A 16,833-nucleotide genomic window follows, 5' to 3' on the forward strand; every position below is an offset into this window, starting at 1 on the left:
TTTCCGGATCGTGGGGTTTCCTAGGGCGTGGTCAGGTTGAAGCCGTTGACGGTGACGGCGCCGCCGAGAGCCTGGGTGGCGTAGTTGAAGATGCCGAAGCGGTAGCCCATGAAGAACTGCCAGGCGTTGTTGAGCGTGAAGGCGGTGCCGAGCGAGGTGAAGGTGGTGCCGTCGGTGCTGTAGGAGAAGCGGGCCTGCCGGCCGCTTCCGGGGTTGATGTCGGCGGTGGCGCGCAGCCAGATCCGGCCGCCGGAGACCGCCGCGCTGGCCCGTTCGGTACCGGTGCCGGTGGTGTTCCAGTTGCTGTCCATGGTCAGCCCGTCCACCATCGCGACCCGGGTCTGGCCGCTGTCGCGGCGCACCCCGATCCAGGCGGAGGAGTCCCGCAGCATGGCCAGGCCGGCCCGGTCGCCGTCGCGCATGGCGGAGTAGTCCAGCTCGATCGTGGCGGTCGAGGTGGGACCCTGGATGCGGTGGGTCAGCGTGTTGCGGGCCGCGTACAGGTCGTTCGTGACGGTGGCGGTCTGCAGCCGCAGCCCGTTGTTGACCGTGTACCTGCTGGTGTCCGGGTTGTGGTTCCACTCCCAGCGCGGGCCGAGGGTGGGGCCGGCGAAGGTGTCCGGGCCGGTCATCGGGTTGACCTGCCGGGGCGGGGTGGGCACGTTCGGCATGGGGTAGTTGGCCCCCCACCGGCCGCTGACCGTCTGCAGGGTGGGCCAGCCGTCGCTGGACCAGGTGATCGGCGCCAGCGCCGGCATCCGGCCACCGGGATACGCGTCGACGAAGGCCATGTAGTACCAGTCGCCGTTCTGGGTCTGCACCAGGCCGCCCTGGTGCGGCACGCCGCCGCCGGAGATCGGTCCGGGCAGGTCCAGCAGCACCTGCCGCTGCTCGTACGGCCCCCAGGGGCTGGTTGAGCGCAGCACGTACTGGCCGTTGGCCGGCCGGGTCACCCAGATGTAGTAGTAGTTCCCCCGCTTGTAGAACCGCGAGCCCTCCAGCGTGCCGATGCTCGACGGCGTGGTGTACACCGTCTGGCTGCGCACCTGCGAGGTCAGGTCGCTGGAGAGCTGCGCCACGCTGATCGTGCCGTTGCCGTAGGCCACGTACGGGGTGTCGTCGGTGTCGAACAACAGACCCGCGTCGTAGTAGCAGTTGTTGATCCGGGACCGCTTGGACCAGGTCCCGTCCACGGCCGTGGCGGTGTACACGTAGGTGCGGTTGAACTCCACACAGCCCAGCCAGTAGTACGTGCTGTTGCTCTGCCGGTAGTTGAAGGCCGAGGCCCAGATCCCCTTCACGTACGCCCGGCCGCCGGTCAGGTCGTACGCCGTGGAGTCGAAGTCCAGGCGGGGCACCGAATGCCCGGCGTACTCCCAGTTCACCAGGTCGTAGGAGCGCAGGATCGGCGCGCCCGGCGAGTAGTGCATGGTCGAGGCCGAGTAGTAGTACGCGTTGCCGACCCGGATGATGTCCCCGTCGGCGAAGTCCTGCCAGACCACCGGGTTCGTGTACTGCGAACCGGTGCTGCCGCCGCCGACCCGGACGAGCTGCCACTGCTGGTTGTTGCCGCCCCAGTCGGTGTACTGCACGATGTTCCCGCCATCCGCGGTCGAGGCGTTCTGCACCTCCAACGCCTTGCCACTGTTGCGGTTGACGAACCGCACGTAACCGCCGGAGGAGTCCGCCAACCGCCACTGCTGGTTCGTGCCGTTCAGGTCCGGCCACTGCACCACGCTCGCCGCGTCGGCCGTCGAGTAGTTGTAGACGTCCAGCACCTTGCCGGAGTTCTTCGACTTCAACCGGTAGTAACCCCCGCCGGAGTCGACGAACTGCCACTGCTGGTTCGCCCCGTCGTTGCGGGTCCACTGGGTGATCCGCGCGCCGTCCGCGGTGGAGGAGTTGTACACGTCCAGCGCCTTGCCGCTGTTCCGGTTCACCAGCACGTACCAGGCGCTGGTGTCGACCGTCGCCGCCGCGGCCGGGGCGGCACCGGCGGTCGCCAGGCCGCCGGCCAGCAACGCCGTCACGACGGCCAGGACCAGTACGCGGGACGCCCGGGCGGGTCGGTGGCGCCGTCCGCGCCGGTCGGGACGGGCGGGTGGGGCGGTGCTGAGGCGTTCCAAGACCACTCCTTCGGTTGGGTCGGCCCTCTGGCCCGGCCGGATCCGGTTGCCCCGTGCGGGTGGCCCGGCCGGATCCGGTTGTCTCCACCCGGTGGCTCGGTCGGGGCCGCCGGCTCCCGGGCCGACCCCGACGGCACGGCCGGACCCGGCGACCGGTGTTCGCACGTTGTTAGCGAGAACACCCGTACGGCCTGCAAGAAGCCCATGTTCGGCGGATGTAAAGAGAACGTTAACATCGACACTCGCGAGATTGCCAGACCGTTTCGCAACCCGCAAGGTATGACCATCGATGCTCACGTCGGGACGTCGATCCGCTACGTGGGGTGATCAACGGATCGGTCCCGCCGCCCGCCGGGCCGATGCCTCGGCGCCGGCGGCGGCCCGGAACGCCGCGACCGGGCCGCAGCCGACCCCTCGTCCCGCCCCTGAGCTGCGCAGACATCGCCGGCGAGGCAATCTTGCGGCCGTGTTACCCAAGCGTTACGTGATGCGGCGTTGACCATCACATTGTTAGCGATAACACTGGGCGTCGCCGGCCATTCCGGCACTGTCACACGAATCGCCGGTCCGCGGGAACGGGCCCGCCACGCCACCCGAGGGCGGGACCGCGAGGGCACCGGGGGAAGCCACCGGCGCGGGACCCGGACGGCGACATCGGCTGCACCACGATGGAGGGACAGCGTATGAGACTCGTACGGATCACGGCGGCGGCCGGCGCCGTGCTGCTCGCCGCGGCGCTGAGCGCCTGCGGCTCCAGCACGAAGACGGTGGACCAGAACACGGATTCGGGTTCCAACGCCGGCGCACTGGTCGGCGTCACGATGCCGACCAAGTCCTCCGAGCGGTGGGTGCACGACGGCGACAACCTCAAGGCCGCCCTGGAGAAGCTCGGCTACAAGGTCGACCTGCAGTACGCCGAGGACGACATCCCGACCCAGGTCAACCAGGTGGAGAACCAGATCACCAAGGGCGCGAAGCTGTTGATCATCGCGTCCATCGACGGCACCGCGATCACCACGCAGCTCCAGGAGGCGGCGGACAAGCAGGTCAAGGTCATCGCCTACGACCGGCTGATCCGCAACAGCCCGAACGTGGACTACTACACCACGTTCGACAACTTCAAGGTCGGCGTACAGCAGGCGACCTCGCTGCTGGTGGGCCTGAAGCTGAAGAACGCCGACGGCTCGGACGGCTCGGCCAAGGGACCGTTCAACGTGGAGCTGTTCGCCGGATCGCCGGACGACAACAACGCCACGTTCTTCTACAACGGCGCGATGTCGGTGCTCCAGCCGTACATCGACAACGGCACCCTGGTGGTCAAGAGCGGCCAGAAGGACTTCAAGACCATCGCGATCCTGCGCTGGAAGGCCGAGACCGCGCAGCGGCGGATGGAGGACATCCTCACCAAGACCTACAGCAGCGGCGCCAAGGTCGACGGCGTGCTGTCGCCCTACGACGGGCTCTCCATCGGCATCCTCTCGGCGCTCAAGAGCAACGGCTACGGGACCCAGGGCCAGCCGTACCCGGTGGTGACGGGCCAGGACGCCGAGGTGACGTCGGTCAAGTCGATCATCGCGGACGAGCAGTACTCGACCATCTACAAGGACACCCGCAAGCTCGCCGAGGTGACCGCGAAGATGGCCGACGAGGTCCTCAAGGGGCAGCAGCCCGAGGTCAACAACGAGAAGGACTACGACAACGGCAACAAGGTCGTCCCGGCGTACCTGCTGGACCCGGTGATCGTCGACAAGAGCAACTACAAGCAGGAACTCGTCGACACCGGCTACCTCACCGAGGCACAGCTGCAGTAGCTCCACCGCCGCGGGTCGGCCGTCGGGACGCAACCTCCCGGCGGCCGGCCCGACGCGCAACTCACCGAGGGGACCTGACCAGCATGACCGAGCACATCCTGCGGATGCACGGGATCACCAAGACGTTCCCCGGCGTGGCCGCGCTCTCGGACGTCTCCCTCGCCGTGCGGCGGGGCGAGATCCACGCCATCTGCGGGGAGAACGGCGCCGGCAAGTCCACGCTGATGAAGGTGCTGTCCGGCGTCTACCCGCACGGCAGCTACGCCGGTGAGATCGAGTTCGACGGGCGGCCCTGCGAGTTCCACGGCATCCGGGACAGCGAGCGGCGCGGCATCGTGATCATCCATCAGGAGCTGGCGCTCTGCCCGCAGCTGTCGATCGCCGAGAACATCTTCCTGGGCAACGAGCGGGCGAACCGCGGCCTGATCAACTGGCACCGGACCAACCACGAGGCCGCCGGGCTGTTGTCCCGGGTCGGGCTGCGGGAGAGCCCGCTCACCCCGGTGCTGGACATCGGGGTGGGCAAGCAGCAGCTGGTCGAGATCGCCAAGGCGCTGTCCAAGGAGGTCCGGCTGCTCATCCTCGACGAGCCGACGGCGGCGCTCAACGACGACGACTCGGCACACCTGCTCGGCCTGCTCCGCGGGCTGCGGGACGAGGGCATCACGTGCGTGATCATTTCGCACAAGCTCAACGAGGTGGCGGACATCGCCGACTCGATCACGATCCTGCGGGACGGCCGGATGATCGAGACGCTGGACATGCGCACCGACGCCGTCACCGAGGAACGGATCATCTCCGGCATGGTCGGCCGGGACCTGGACCACCGGTTCCCGCCGCACGAGTCGCGGATCGGCGCGGAGGCCCTGCGGATCGAGGACTGGACGGTGCACAGCCCCACCCAGCGCGGCCGGGCGGTGGTCTCCAACGCCAGCCTGACGCTGCGCCGCGGCGAGATCGTCGGCCTGGCCGGACTGATGGGCGCCGGCCGCACCGAGCTGGCGATGAGCGTCTTCGGCCGCGCGTACGGCACCGACATCTCCGGCCGGATCCTCAAGGACGGCCGGCCGATCGCGCTGCACTCGGTGAGCGACGCCATCGAGCACGGCATCGCGTACGTCACCGAGGACCGCAAGCGGTACGGCCTCAACCTGATCGACGACATCAAGCGCAACATCAGCGCCGCGGGGCTGGCCAAGCTCGCCCGCCGCGGTTGGGTGGACGGCAACGAGGAGTTCCGGATCGCCGAGGACTACCGCCGCGGCATGGCCATCAAGGCGCCCAGCGTGCTCAGCGTCGCCGGCAAGCTCAGCGGCGGCAACCAGCAGAAGGTCGTGCTGTCCAAATGGATCTTCACCGATCCGGACGTGCTGATCCTCGACGAGCCCACCCGCGGGATCGACGTCGGCGCGAAGTACGAGATCTACACGATCATCAACCGGCTCGCCGACGCCGGCAAGGCCGTCCTGGTCATCTCCTCGGAACTGCCCGAGCTGCTGGGCCTCTGCGACCGCATCTACACCCTCGCGGCCGGCCGGGTGACCGGGGAGGTCGACCGGGCCGACGCCACCCAGGAGCACCTCATGCAACTGATGACCCAGGGAACAGGAGCAGCCCCGCGATGAGCAGTGTCGCACCCACCAACAGCACGGTACCGGCCGAGGCGCCCGAACTCGCCGGGCCGGTGGAGCCGGGCAGCTCCCCCCGTCGGCGGTTCTCGATCAACCTGCGGCAGAGCGGGATCTACGTCGCGTTCGCCCTGATCATCGTGCTCTTCTCGGTGCTCACCGACGGCGCGCTGCTGCAACCGCAGAACATCTCCAACATCATCGTGCAGAACTCGTACATCCTGATCCTGGCCATCGGGATGATCCTGGTCATCATCGCCGGGCACATCGACCTCTCCGTCGGGTCGGTCGTGGCGGTCACCGGCGCGGTCGCCGCCGTACTCATGGTCAACCTGCACATGGCCTGGCCGATCGCCCTGGTCATCACGCTGGTGGCCGGGGCCGTGATCGGCGCCTGGCAGGGCTTCTGGATCGCCTACTTCGGAATTCCGGCGTTCATCGTCACCCTCGCCGGCATGCTGCTGTTCCGCGCGCTCACCCTCACGGTGCTGGGCAACCAGGGCATCGGCCCGTTCCCCGACCCGGTACGCACGCTGGCCAACGGCTTCACCGAGGGCTACCTGGGCAACATCGGGCTCGGCCCGCTCGGCGGTGCGGACCTGTTCAGCCTGCTCATCGGCCTCGCCGTGGTGGCCGGGCTGGTGCTCGTGCGCTGGCGGGACCGGGTGGCCCGGCTCGGCTACCAGCAGACCGTGGAGCCGCTGCCGCTGTTCGTCCTGAAGCTGGCCGTGGCGACGGTGGTCATCCTGACCGTCATCGTGCAGCTCGCCCGGTTCAAGAACCTGCCGTGGGTGCTGGTGCTGCTGGCCGTGCTGGTGCTGGCGTACACGCTGGTGACCAACCGGGCGGTCTTCGGCCGGTGGATCTACGCGGTCGGCGGCAACCTCCAGGCCGCCCTGCTCTCCGGCGTCCGGGTCCGGTCCGTGGTGTTCTGGATCTTCGTGAACATGGGCGTGCTCTCCGCCCTGGCCGGGGTCATCTTCGCCGGCCGTCTCAACCAGGCCAATCCCACCGCCGGGAACCAGTTCGAGCTGGACGCCATCGCGGCGGCCTTCATCGGCGGCGCGGCGGTGCAGGGCGGCGTCGGCAAGGTGGTGGGCGCGATCACCGGTGGCCTCATCATGGGTGTCATCAACAACGGGATGTCCCTGATCGGCTCGCCGAGCGAGCGGGTCATGCTGGTCAAGGGCATCGTGCTGCTCGCGGCGGTCGCCTTCGACGTCTGGTCCAAGCGCCGGGCGGGTCTGGAGAGCCGCTGAGGTAGGGCGGACCGGCCGGCGGTTGACCGGAGCGGGACGGAGCGCCTAGCTTTATCGAAGCGCTTCGATGCCATTCCGGCTCCTCCCCGTCGACCCGCTCCCCGGCGTCGCAAGCCAGCGGCGGCGCCGGCGGTCCACCACACCTCCGGAAGGGATACCGCCATGCGCAGGCACATTCCCGCGGCGGCAGCGGCCGCGGCAGTCGCGGTGACCGCGGTCGGGGCGAGCGTCGTCACGGCGCTGCCCGCCGCCGCGGCCACCGGGTGCAGCGTCACCTACACGGTCGCCAGCCAGTGGCCCGGCGGATTCGGCGCCAACGTCAGCATCACGAACCTCGGCGACGCGATGAGTTCGTGGACCCTGACCTGGTCCTACTCCGCGGGACAGCAGGTGACGCAGTACTGGAACGCCACCATCACCCAGAGCGGCTCGGCGGTCACCGCGAAGAACGTCAGCTACAACGGCGCACTGTCGACCAACGGGAGCACCTCGTTCGGCTTCAACGGCTCGTTGACCGGCAGCAGCAACCCCGCCCCGACCAGCTTCGCGCTCAACGGCACCACCTGCACCGGCGGCGTGACCGGCCCGACCGGCACGCCCACCCCCACGCCGTCGGCGACCAGCGGCAGCCCGACGCCGTCGCCCACCGGCTCGACCCCGCCGCCGGTCAGCGGCGTCCCCTCGGACGCCGCCTGGGTCGCCAGCGGCCAGTGGGACTCGTGGACCAACAACGGGTACACGCTGAACAACGACGTCTGGGGCGGCGGCGCGGGTCCGCAGACCATCTGGGCCCGCACCGGCACCAACTGGGGCGTGGTGGCCAACCACCCGCGCACCAGCGGCGTCAAGTCCTACCCGCACACCGGCAAGACGCTCAACCGCACCCTCAGCTCGCTGAGCTCGGTGAACACCTCGTTCAACGTCTCGGTGCCAAGCGGCGGCGACTACGAGACCGCGTACGACATCTGGGCGAACAACTACGCCTACGAGGTCATGCTCTGGACCAACAAGGCCGGCGCCGTCGGACCCATCGCCGACGCGTACGACGCCAACGGCGCGGTCCCGAAGTTCACCAACCTCAGCCTCGGCGGCCAGACCTGGAACATCTACCGCGGCTCGAACGGCAGCAACGAGGTCTTCTCGTTCCTGCGCACCAGCAACACCAACTCCGGCAGCATCAACGTGCTGGCCGTGCTCAACTGGCTGCGTACCCAGGGCTGGTGGGGTGACGTGACCGTCGGCGACATCCAGTTCGGCTTCGAGCTGACCGGGACCGCCGGGCAGTCCAACTTCACCTGCAACAGCTTCTCGATCACGTACGCCTGACCGGCCGTACCGATCGCGGCGCCGGCCGCCGGGTCCCCCTGGGGGCGACCCGGCGGCCGGCGCCGGTGCTGCGGTCGGGTCCCGACGAACCGCGGACAACCGCGGTGTCCCGGGACGGATCAGGCGTAGCCGGCGGCGACGACGTTCGCCTGCACGGCGTTCTCCGTGGCGTCGCTGGGGTACCCGCTGACCATCGCGCCCTCGTAGAAGGTGCCGATGCTCTGGTTGGAGTTGTCGATGCAGCAGTCGCCGCCGCTGCCCAGGATGATGGCGCCCTGCTTCTTCATCGGGTTGTAGCCGTTGGGCAGCGACCCGTCGTAGAGGGTGTAGAGGCTGCCGGACTGGGCGTTGCTGCCCTTGATGGCAAACCGCGTCGTGCCGTTGTTCTTCAGGGTGGCGGTGACGAACCTGTTGTTGAAGGCGCGCTGGTTGGAGTTCCAGGAGGAACTGCCGCCCGGGTAGAGACCGTATTCGAGGTCGGCCTGCACCCAGGGGCCGCTGCCGGAGCAGCCGCCGAACCAGCAACTTGTGGAGAAGTTGATCGCGTCCATCGCACCGGCACCGTCGGCCCGGCGGGTGGTCTCGCTGTTGCCGTAGTCGAAGCAGCAGCCGCTGTTCACGTGGGTGCCGCTGGTGACCATGTACATGCCCTCCGGCGCGCTGCCGGTGGGAATGCCGGTGGTGTGCCCGTCCCGCCAGTAGCTGCTGTTGCCGGGGATGTAGAGCGAGTACACCTTGTTGCCCCCGAGCGTCACCGACTCCCGGGTGGCCACGGCGGGCTGCACGGCGCCGCCGACGCCGCCGGAGCCCTGGTAGCCGAGGTTGTTGCCGCGCCCGGACTGGTCGTAGATCCAGGTGATCACGCAGGTGGTGTTGGCGCAGAAGCTGTCCTGGGCGGCGGCGTCGGCCCGGCCGCCGGTGGTCAGCACGCCGATGTTGCGGGTGGTGTTGTCCGAGGAACGGCGGACCTGGTACAGGTTGCCGGTGTAGGCGGCGTACAGGGCGCGGGTGGTGCTGTGCGCGGCCACGCAGGGCGTGCCGCCGGCCGCGTAGATGTCACACGGCTGGCTTCCCGACGGCGGGTTCGAGGTCGCGGTCGGCGTGGGGGTGGGCGAGGAGGGCGTCGCCGAGGTGCTCCACCGCTGGTTCGCGCCGCCGCCGCAGGACCAGAGCTGGATCTTCGTGCCGTTCGCGGTGGCCGCGCCGCTGGCGTCCACGCACAGCCCGGACTGCACCCCGGTGATGGTGCCGTTGGAGTTGACGTTCCACTGCTGGTTGCTCTGCCCGTTGCAGTCCCAGATGATCACCTGGGTCCCGTTGCTGGTGCCCTGCCCGTAGGCGTCCAGGCACTTGTTGCCGTACACCTGGAACTGCTTGCCCGAGGTGTACGTCCAGCTCTGCCCGGAGGTGCTCCAGCAGTCGTACAACTGCACCTGGGTGCCGTTGGTGGTGCTGCCGTTCGGTACGTCGATGCACCGACCCGACTGCGCTCCGACGATCGAGTTCGGGCCGGGCGCGGCCACCGCGACCCGCGCCTGGGTGGCCAGCGCCAGGCCGGCGACGACCAGGGTGAGCACCAGCGCACCGAGCACGGCGGAGCGCCGTCTGGGATGGATGGACCAGGGATGACGAGTGACCATGACGGTTTCCTCGGGGGTGTGGGGATTCCGGTGCGCCCGCGCGCAGTCTCCGGATAGGACGGTCGATGTCAGCGCTCACATCACGCGGCTGGCGACCCTTCGAGGCAGGCCGTGGGTGGTTCTCCCCGGCTGGACAAGGCAAAGCCCCGGACCGACGGGGCGAGGAGAAGCCGGCCACGGACGATCGTCGACCACGTCGATGTTATCGGTAACATCGACGTTAACGATTTAACCACAACAGGTCGGAGAATTCCGCCCCCGCGCCGCGACGGGCGGGGATCACGGAGTCAGGGTCACGGGGGCCAGGCCGCGCTCGCGCAGCAGGGCGACGAGCGGCCCGACGGCACCGACCGTCTGGTCCCGCTCGCCACCGCCGTCGTGCAGCAGGACCACGGCGCCGTCGACGAGACCGGGCGAGATCCGCGCGACGATCTCCGCCCGACCCGGACGGGTCCAGTCGGCGGCGTGCACGCTCCAGAACGCCGGCGCCATCCCCATCGACAGGATGTCCTCGATCACCGCCCGGTCGGCACGGCCCTCGGGCGGGCGCACCAGCCGGGGCCGGTGGCCGGTCACGTCGCAGATCAGCCGCCGCGTCGCCGCGATGTCCCGCCGGCGCTCCCGCGGGGACTGCTCGGTCATCCGGACGTGCTCCCAGCCGTGCACCTGCACGGCGCAGCCCAGCCGCACCATCCGGCGCAACCGGTCCTCGCGCCCGGCGATCAGCGACCCCAGCACGAAGAACGTGGCCGGGGTGCCGGTCCGGGCCAGCACGTCGAGCAGCCTGTCGGTCCACGGTGGACACGGGCCGTCGTCGAAGGTCAGCGCCACCCGGCCGGGCGGGTGGCCGAGGTCGGGCAGCCAGGTGACCGGCGGGACGAGCGAACCGTTCTCCATCGATCGCCACCGACTTCCGTCCGGCGCCCGGGGCATCTCGCGGCCCCATGGTAGCCGCCGCTACGGCCGGCCGGCGGCGTCCTTTCCCGGGCTGCGGCGGCGGGACGGCCCGGGCCGGCGCCGGGCCGCGGCCGTACCGGGCGGGACGGTGTCGGGCGGCGCCGCTGCGGGCGCCTCGGGTCCGTCGTCCACCGGAAGCCGGTAGCCCCGCTTGATCACGGTCTCGACGTACCGGGAGGAGCCCAGCGCGGCGCGCAACCGGACCACGGCCATGTCCACGGCGTGACTGTCCGCGGCCCGCGGCAACGCCGCCGCCAGCTCGGCACGGGAGATCACCACGCCCGGCCGCGCGGCCAACGCGGCCAGGATCGCCATCGTCGCCGGGGCCAGCGTCCGGGGCGTGCCGTCGACCAGTACCGCATGCCCGCGCAGCTCCAGTTCCGCGCCGGCGACCGACAGCCGGCGGGCGCGCCGCGGCAGCTCCTCGGTCACGGCCCGGACCAGGGCGCCCAGCCGGGCGCGCTCGGGCACCAGCACCGGTACGCCGGCCGCGCGCAAGGGCGCCGCGGTGACCGGACCCACGCAGGCGGCCAGCGCCCGTTCGGTGAACAGCTCGGCGGCGCCCATGCCGGCCACCTCCAGCAGCACCCGCACCGCCGGCGCGCTGGTGAAGGTCACGGCGTCGACCTGGCCGGCGACGATCAGCCCGATCAGCCGGCGGACCGGGCCCAGGTCGCCGGGGGCGGTCCACCGGTACACCGGCACCTCCACCACCTCGGCGCCGGCCCGGCGCAGCGCGGACACGAACTCCTCCTGCGGCCCGCCGTGCAGTTGCACCGCGATCCGCCGCCCCGCCACGCCCTCCTCGATCAGCTCGCGGAGGATCTCCTCGCAGGACTCGCTCGGCGCCGCCCACTGTTCGCTCAGCCCGGCGGCCCGGATCGCGCCGCAGGGCTTGGCGCCACGGGCGAGCAGGCGCGCCCGGCCCAGGCCGCCGCGCAGCGGTTCGGCCGCCCCCCAGCCGTCGGCCGCGTCCAGCCAGCCACGGAAGCCGACCCCGGTGGTCACCACCACGACGTCCGGCGGGCGGCGCAGCAGGTCCTCGGTGGCACGCCGCAGGGCGGTGTCGTCCCGCAACGGCACGATGGCCAGGCTCGGCGCGTTGACGACCCGGGCACCCCGGCGCTCGAAGAGCGCCCGCAGCTCCGCGTTGCGGCGTTCGGCGGTGACGGCGACCGTGAACCCGGTCAGTGGCCCCGGGTCCGCGGCGCGCTCCGCGGCGTCGGTCACCGGAGCGCCACCGCCACGGCGCCGACGGCCGCCGCGTCGGGATCCGCGCCGGAGCCGGCCCGCGGGGCGGCGCCGCACCGGCGTAGCCGGCACGGGCGGTGAGTGTCCGCTGACGCCATGCGGATGATGCTGGTCATCGGAGATTTCCGTCCGCACAAGGACGTGTTACGGGCCGGGAAAACGCCGATCACCGGCACCGCGCCCGGATCGCGGCCACGGCCCGCAAGGATCTCAACGTCCGTCAATCTTGCGAAGTCAGCGCGAGTCTGAGAGGCTGCCGTGGGAGCGCTCCCGAGCCCTGGGCGAACGTACACGGGCTACGCGAGACCACGGCCGGCCGTGCGCCGGTCCCCCGCCGCGAGGCAGCCGGGCCAGCCGGGCGGTCGGGCCAACCCGCCAGCCGCGCTGCCGGGCGGACCGACCCGTCCCTCGGGTGGGCCGACCGGTCCCGCCGGCACAGTCAGCCCCGTATGTCCCCCGCGCCAGATCCGCGGGCCGGACGGCACGCGCCGACCGCCCCCGGCTGGCCCGTACGAGAATGAGACGGTCCATGATGACAATCCCCCACCGGTTCCGACGTCAGCTGATCATCACGGGCACCGCCGTCGCGCTGGCCGCCGGCACGACGGCCCTGCTGCCCACGACGAACGCGATGGCGGCCACCGGCTGCGCGGTCACCTACACGACCAACTCGTGGGCGGGCGGGTTCACCGCCAACATCACCATCAAGAACCTCGGTGACCAGATCAACGGGTGGACGCTCGGCTTCAGCTTCCCCGACTCCGGTCAGCGGGTCGTGCAGGGCTGGTCGGCGACGTACAGCCAGAGCGGCTCCGCGGTGACCGCGCAGAGCCTGAGCTACAACGGCTCGCTGCCCACCGGCGGCAGCACCGCCATCGGCTTCAACGGGTCCTGGACCAGCAGCAATCCGGACCCCACGGCGTTCACGTTGAACGGCACGGCCTGCACCGGCAGCACGACCCCGACCACGGCCGCCCCGACCACGGCACCGCCCACCACCGCGCCGCCGACGACGGCACCGCCCACCACGGCGCCGCCGACCACCGCACCGCCCACCACCGCACCGCCGACCACCGCACCGCCCACCGGCACCACGCCGGTGGCCATCAACGGTCAGCTGCGGGTCTGCGGGGTCAACCTCTGCAACCAGTACGACCGCCCGATCCAACTGCGCGGGATGAGCACGCACGGCCTCCAGTGGTTCTACAACTGCTACAACGACGCCTCGCTCGACGCGTTGGCCAACGACTGGCAGGCCGACCTGCTGCGGATCTCCATGTACGTGCAGGAGGACGGCTACGAGACCGACCCGGCCGGCTTCACCAGCCGGGTCAACACGCTTGTCGACAAGGCCGAGCAGCGCGGGATGTACGCCCTGATCGACTTCCACACGCTGACCCCCGGCGACCCGACGTACAACCTCGACCGGGCCAAGACCTTCTTCGCGGCCGTCTCGGCCCGCAACGCGAACAAGAACAACGTGATCTACGAGGTCACCAACGAGCCCAACGGGGTCTCCTGGTCCACCATCAAGAGCTACGCCGAGCAGGTCATCCCGGTCATCCGGGCCAACGACCCGGACGCGATCGTGGTGGTCGGCACCCGGGCCTGGTCCTCGCTGGGACTCTCCGAGGGCGGCAACTCGACCGAGGTGATCAACAACCCGGTCAACGCCAGCAATGTGATGTACGCGTTCCACTTCTACGCCGCCTCGCACAAGGACAGCTACCGCGCGGAGCTGGAGCGGGCCGCCGCCCGGTTGCCGATGTTCGTCACCGAGTTCGGCACGGTCACCTACACCGGTGACGGAGCGGTCGACACGGCAAGCAGCAACGCCTGGCTGGACATGCTGGACCGGCTGAAGATCAGCTACGCGAACTGGACGTACTCCGACGCCGACGAGGGCAGCGCCGCCTTCCGGTCCGGCACCTGCTACGGCAACGTCTACGCGGGCACCTCGGTGCTCACCGCGTCCGGCACCTACATGCGGGACCGGATCCGTACCCCGGACAACTTCCCCACCAGCTGATCACGCACGGCACCGCGACGGCGTCCCGCCACCGGCGGGGCGCCGTCGCGCGTCCCGGGGAGGTGCCGGTGTCCGGAGGCGCCGACGCTCAGTCCGGGGCCGGCCGGGCGTCCCGGCCGCGGCGGCGCGGCACCAGGTCCCCGGCCGCCGTCGCCCAGTCCGGGTAGTCGAACGCGAAGCCCGCCTCGACCAGCCGTCCCGGCACCACCCGCCGGCTCTTGAGCAGCAGTTCGGTGTCCGAGCGGAGCGCGAACGCGCCGATCCCGGCCATCCACGCGGTCGCCGGCAGTCCCACCGGCATCCGCCAGGCGGAGCGCAGGATCCGCATGAACTCCCGCTGCGGCAGCGGCCCCGGCGCGGCGAGGTTCACGGCGCCCGCGATGTCCTCCCGCCGGATCAGGAACCGGACCGCGCGGACGAAGTCGTGGTCGTGGATCCAGGAGATGTACTGCCGGCCGCCCGCGACGGGACCGCCGAGCCCGAGCCGGGCCAGCCAGCTCAGCACGTCGAAGACCCCGCCGCGGTCGGGGCTCATCACCATCGCCGCCCGCAGCGCCACCTTGCGGGTCCCCGGCGTCACCGCCCGTTCCTGCTCGGCCTCCCAGTTGCGGGCGATGTCGACGCTGTACGCCCAGTACCCGGGCACGCCGGTCTCGGCGCCGCCGATCCGGCCGGACGCCTCGTCGTTGGCGGCATCGAACCGGTGCGCGTAGATGGTCGCGGTACTCATCTGCAGCCAGACCTTCGGCGGCCGGGCCGCGGCGGCGACGGCCTCGCCGACCACCCGTGCCGAGTCCACCCGCGAACTCATCATGGCGGCCAGGTTCTCCGGGGTGTACCGGCAGCTCACGCTCCGCCCCGCCAGGTTCACGACCACGTCGCTGCCGTCGATCTGCCGGCTCCAGGCGCCCAGCGTCGAGCCGTCCCACCGGACCTGACGCGCGCCGACCGGCGACCTCGTGAGCACCACGACCTCGTGACCGTCGCGGGTCAGCGCCCGATCCAGGATCCTGCCCACCTGCCCGGTACCACCGGCTATGACGACCTTCACCGATCCGCTCCCCGTGTCCGAACCCGCCCTCGCCGCACCCGGTTGCCCGCCGGCACCGTGGGAGCCGGCGTCCCGGTCACCGGTCGAGTCTAGGACGGTCGCACACGGCCGCCGCACGCCGGCCGGGTCGTCGCGCCGGCCCGGCCGGAGGGTGCCTTGTGGATCTACTCGACCCGACCCTAGGCTGCGCTGGTGGGCAACGGTGGCGACCGGACCGGGACCGACGTACCGCGCCGGCCGCCGGATCGGGACGCCAGGGTGGACGTCGTCCGGGAGATCATCGCCACCGTGCCGTCCGGATGCAGCTGGCTGCTGCCGGCCACGGCACCGGACGGACGCCCGGACTACCTCGTGGCCGCCGTCAGCGCCGACGAGGACGTCAGCGGTCGCGGCGCCACCCGCGTCGGCGAGCGCCTCAGCCAGCTCTACCCGGGGATGGTCGACGGCCCGCTGTGGGACCTCTACGGCCGGGTCCTGCGCACCGGCCGGCCCGGCGAACTGACCGACTTCCGGCACACCGAGCAGCGCTCCGGCGTGGTGGCCCGGTCGTCGTTCGACGTACGGGTGCACCGCGTACTGGGCGGTCTGCTGGTCTGGTGGCAGCGGGTGGACGAGGCCCGGCTGCGCGCGGACCGGACCGAGCTGCTGGGTCGGCTCGGCTGGGCGGAGTACGACCTGCTCACCGGCCAGAGCGAGTGGTCACCCGGGATGTTCCGGCTGTTCGACCGGGACCCGGCCGACGGGCCGATGTCCCGGGCCGAGCAGGCGGCGGCGATGCTTCCCGAGGACCGGGGGGTCAGCGAGACCGCCTGGCAGACCATGGACAGCGGGGCGGCGGCGGACGTCACGGTCCGGTTCCGGCTCGGCGGGTCGGTCCGGCACCTGCGGATCCGCTCCGACGTGGCCCGCGACGCCACCGGCCGGCCGTTGAAGATCTACGCCGTGGTGCAGGACGTCACCGCCCGGGAGGACTCCCGCGACGCCATCCAGCGGCTGCGCGACCAGGTGCGGATCCGGGAGATGACCGCGCTGGCCGAGCACCGCCTCGCCGGCCAGGTCCAGCACCTGATCCAGCCGCTGCCGCGGGAGCCGCTCGACCTGCCCGGGATGCAGGCGATGGTCAGCTACCTGCCGGCCGAGAGCGCCGTACAGGTGGGCGGCGACTGGTACCACGCCGACGGACCGCCCGGCGGACCGGTCACGCTGGCCGTCGGCGACGTGGCCGGGCACGGCCTGGAGGCCGCGCACGGCATGGCACACCTGCGGTTCTCGCTGATCGCCTGGCTCTCGATCGGCATCCACGACCCGGGCGTCCTGCTGGGCCACCTGAACCGGCTGTGCCTGCACCTGCGGATCACCGCGACCGCGGTGATCACCCGCTACGACCCCGGCACCCGCCGGCTGTCCTGGTCGTGCGCCGGCCACATGCCACCGCTGCTGGCCCGGGACGGCACCGCCACCGACCTGGCCGGCCCCCGGCACCTGCTGCTCGGCGCCGACGCCGCGGCGGCCTACCGGGTGGCCGGCCAGACCCTGCGGCCGGGCGACCTCGTCCTGCTCTACACCGACGGCCTGGTCGAACACCGCTCGGCCGGCACCGCCCCGCTCGACCAGGTGAAACGGGCGCTGGGCGCCGGCTCGCGGGACACCGGGCCGCAGGCGCTCGCCCGGCTGCGCGGGATGCTGCGGTACGCCAACCCGGACGACGACACCTGCATGCTCGCGGCCCGCGTGCTGGACTGAACCCGGGACCGG

Annotated in this window: 10 protein-coding genes and 1 pseudogene; 6 read left to right on the top strand and 5 right to left on the bottom strand. The window is 71.2% G+C overall.

Annotated elements, in window-relative coordinates; all coding sequences use genetic code 11:
- Positions 1 to 20: 20 nt before the first annotated feature.
- A complete protein-coding gene (locus tag CIK06_RS15145; RefSeq protein ID WP_095567855.1) occupies positions 21 to 2,045 on the bottom strand; it encodes an RICIN domain-containing protein in 2,025 nt (674 codons plus the stop codon).
- Positions 2,046 to 2,809: 764 nt separating this feature from the next.
- Here CIK06_RS15145 and chvE point away from each other — a divergent pair.
- The 4 genes from chvE (at position 2,810) to CIK06_RS29415 (ending at position 8,150) form a co-directional block, all read left to right on the top strand.
- Positions 2,810 to 3,937 carry a multiple monosaccharide ABC transporter substrate-binding protein gene (gene chvE / locus CIK06_RS15150; protein WP_095565370.1) on the top strand — a complete coding sequence of 376 codons (1,128 nt, stop codon included), beginning with the start codon at positions 2,810 to 2,812 and terminating at the stop codon, positions 3,935 to 3,937.
- Positions 3,938 to 4,020: 83 nt separating this feature from the next.
- Entirely contained in the window at positions 4,021 to 5,562 is a 1,542-nt protein-coding gene (mmsA, locus tag CIK06_RS15155; RefSeq protein WP_095565371.1) for a multiple monosaccharide ABC transporter ATP-binding protein, read from the top strand.
- A complete protein-coding gene (gene mmsB / locus CIK06_RS15160; RefSeq protein ID WP_095565372.1) occupies positions 5,559 to 6,824 on the top strand; it encodes a multiple monosaccharide ABC transporter permease in 1,266 nt (421 codons plus the stop codon). Before mmsA ends, mmsB begins: the two co-directional genes overlap by 4 nt.
- A gap of 162 nt (positions 6,825 to 6,986) precedes the next feature.
- Positions 6,987 to 8,150 (top strand): cellulose binding domain-containing protein, encoded by a 1,164-nt coding sequence (locus CIK06_RS29415; RefSeq protein WP_157756765.1) that lies wholly within the window; start codon positions 6,987 to 6,989, stop codon positions 8,148 to 8,150.
- A gap of 119 nt (positions 8,151 to 8,269) precedes the next feature.
- On the opposite strand, the gene CIK06_RS15170 is transcribed toward CIK06_RS29415, so the two are convergent.
- From CIK06_RS15170 to CIK06_RS15180, 3 genes and pseudogenes are all read right to left on the bottom strand, one after another.
- Positions 8,270 to 9,790, bottom strand: a complete 1,521-nt coding sequence (locus CIK06_RS15170; protein WP_095565373.1) for an arabinofuranosidase catalytic domain-containing protein — start codon at positions 9,788 to 9,790, stop codon at positions 8,270 to 8,272.
- Between the two features lie 279 nt (positions 9,791 to 10,069).
- Entirely contained in the window at positions 10,070 to 10,687 is a 618-nt protein-coding gene (locus tag CIK06_RS15175) for a polysaccharide deacetylase family protein (RefSeq protein ID WP_157756766.1), read from the bottom strand.
- A gap of 186 nt (positions 10,688 to 10,873) precedes the next feature.
- Positions 10,874 to 11,977, bottom strand: a pseudogene (locus tag CIK06_RS15180) (uroporphyrinogen-III synthase); the annotation flags it as partial.
- 550 nt (positions 11,978 to 12,527) lie between these two features.
- Between CIK06_RS15180 and CIK06_RS15185 the strand changes: the two are divergent.
- Positions 12,528 to 14,027 carry a cellulase family glycosylhydrolase gene (locus tag CIK06_RS15185; RefSeq protein WP_095565376.1) on the top strand — a complete coding sequence of 500 codons (1,500 nt, stop codon included), beginning with the start codon at positions 12,528 to 12,530 and terminating at the stop codon, positions 14,025 to 14,027.
- A gap of 88 nt (positions 14,028 to 14,115) precedes the next feature.
- Here the strand turns inward: CIK06_RS15185 and CIK06_RS15190 are convergent, their stop codons facing one another.
- Positions 14,116 to 15,078: a TIGR01777 family oxidoreductase gene (locus tag CIK06_RS15190; RefSeq protein WP_095565377.1), complete on the bottom strand. Its 963-nt coding sequence runs from the start codon at positions 15,076 to 15,078 to the stop codon at positions 14,116 to 14,118.
- 192 nt (positions 15,079 to 15,270) lie between these two features.
- Between CIK06_RS15190 and CIK06_RS15195 the strand changes: the two genes are divergently transcribed.
- Complete coding sequence (locus CIK06_RS15195; RefSeq protein WP_232533643.1) at positions 15,271 to 16,821, top strand: PP2C family protein-serine/threonine phosphatase; 1,551 nt, start codon at positions 15,271 to 15,273, stop codon at positions 16,819 to 16,821.
- Positions 16,822 to 16,833: the final 12 nt, after the last annotated feature.

Source organism: Plantactinospora sp. KBS50 (assembly GCF_002285795.1).
GTDB lineage: Bacteria > Actinomycetota > Actinomycetes > Mycobacteriales > Micromonosporaceae > KBS50.